Source organism: Bradyrhizobium sp. Cp5.3, from assembly GCF_000426265.1.
GTDB lineage: Bacteria > Pseudomonadota > Alphaproteobacteria > Rhizobiales > Xanthobacteraceae > Bradyrhizobium > Bradyrhizobium neotropicale.
In genome coordinates, this window is the sequence record NZ_AUFA01000143.1 from 1 (window position 1) to 1,360 (window position 1,360).

1 protein-coding gene is annotated in these 1,360 nt (G+C 67.4%); it reads left to right on the forward strand.

The window, feature by feature from the left end:
- A partial coding sequence (locus tag K289_RS47395; protein WP_035688157.1) for a condensation domain-containing protein occupies window positions 1-1,360 on the forward strand: 1,360 nt, incomplete at both ends.

Genomic DNA, 1,360 nt, shown 5'->3' on the forward strand with positions numbered 1-1,360 from the left:
CCAAGATCTGGGCGGAGCTTCTGGGGCTGGCGCGGGTTGGTCGCCACGACCACTTCTTCGAACTGGGCGGCCACTCGCTCTTGGCGGTGCAGCTGATGGAGCGTCTGCGGCGGCGGTCGCTTGGCATCGAGGTGCGCACTCTGTTTGCCAAGCCGGTGCTGGCCGATCTGGCCGCAAGCCTTGGCAGCCATCAGGAGGTGGCGGTCCCGGCCAACCTGATCACCGGACAGAGTACGGCGATTACGCCAGAGCTGCTGCCGCTGATCGAGCTTACGCAGGAAGAGATCGACCGGATCGTCGCCACGGTGCCGGGTGGGGTCGGCAACATCCAGGACATTTATGGCTTGTCGCCGCTGCAGGACGGCATCCTGTTCCACCATCTGTTGGCGACAAAGGGTGATCCGTACCTGCTGGTCAGTCAGATGGCGTTTGCCGAGCGTGGGCTGCTGGAGCGCTATCTTGCCGCGGTTCAGCGGGTGGTGGATCGGCACGACATTCTGCGCACCTCGTTTGTCTGGGAGGGCTTGTCGCAGCCGGTCCAGGTGGTGTGGCGCAATGCGCCACTGGAGGTGAGTGAGGTCGAGCTGGATGGGTGTGATGGTCCGGGCTCCGCACAGCTGCGGCTCAGGTTTGATCCGCGCCAGCATCGCATCGACCTTGGCCGGGCGCCGCTGTTGCGGTTTGTGATTGCCCGCGAGCCCGGCAGCGGGCGCTGGCTGCTCTTGCAGTTGCAGCATCATTTGATCGGGGATCATTCCACGCTGGAGGTGATGCATGCCGAGGTGCGAGCCGTGCTGGAGGGACGCGAGCACGAGCTTGCAGCCCCGCAGCCGTTCCGCAATCTGGTGGCGCAGGCACATCTCGGCGGTGATGCCAATGCGCATGAAGCGTTCTTCCGGACGATGCTGGCCGACATCGACGAGCCGACCACGCCGTTTGGCTTGCGCGAGGTGCGCGGCGACGGCCGCGGGGTTCACGAGGCGCGGCGGATGCTGCCGCAAGAGCTCAACGATCGGCTGCGGTTGCAGGCGCGGCGGCTGGGCGTGAGCCTTGCTAGCCTGTGCCATCTGGCCTGGGGCCAGGTGGTGGCGTGCAGCAGCGGGCGCGAGCAGGTGGTGTTCGGGACGGTGCTGTTCGGCCGCATGCAGGGGGGGGCCGGCGCCGACCGCGCGATGGGCCTGTTCATCAACACGCTGCCGCTGCGGCTCGACCTGGACGGGACCGGGGTCGAGGCGAGCGTGCGGGCCACACATGCGCGGCTCGCCGAGCTGCTGGCGCATGAGCATGCCTCGCTGGCGCTGGCGCAACGCTGCAGCGGCGTTGCCGCGCCGGCGCCGCTGTTCAGCGCGCTGTTGAACTA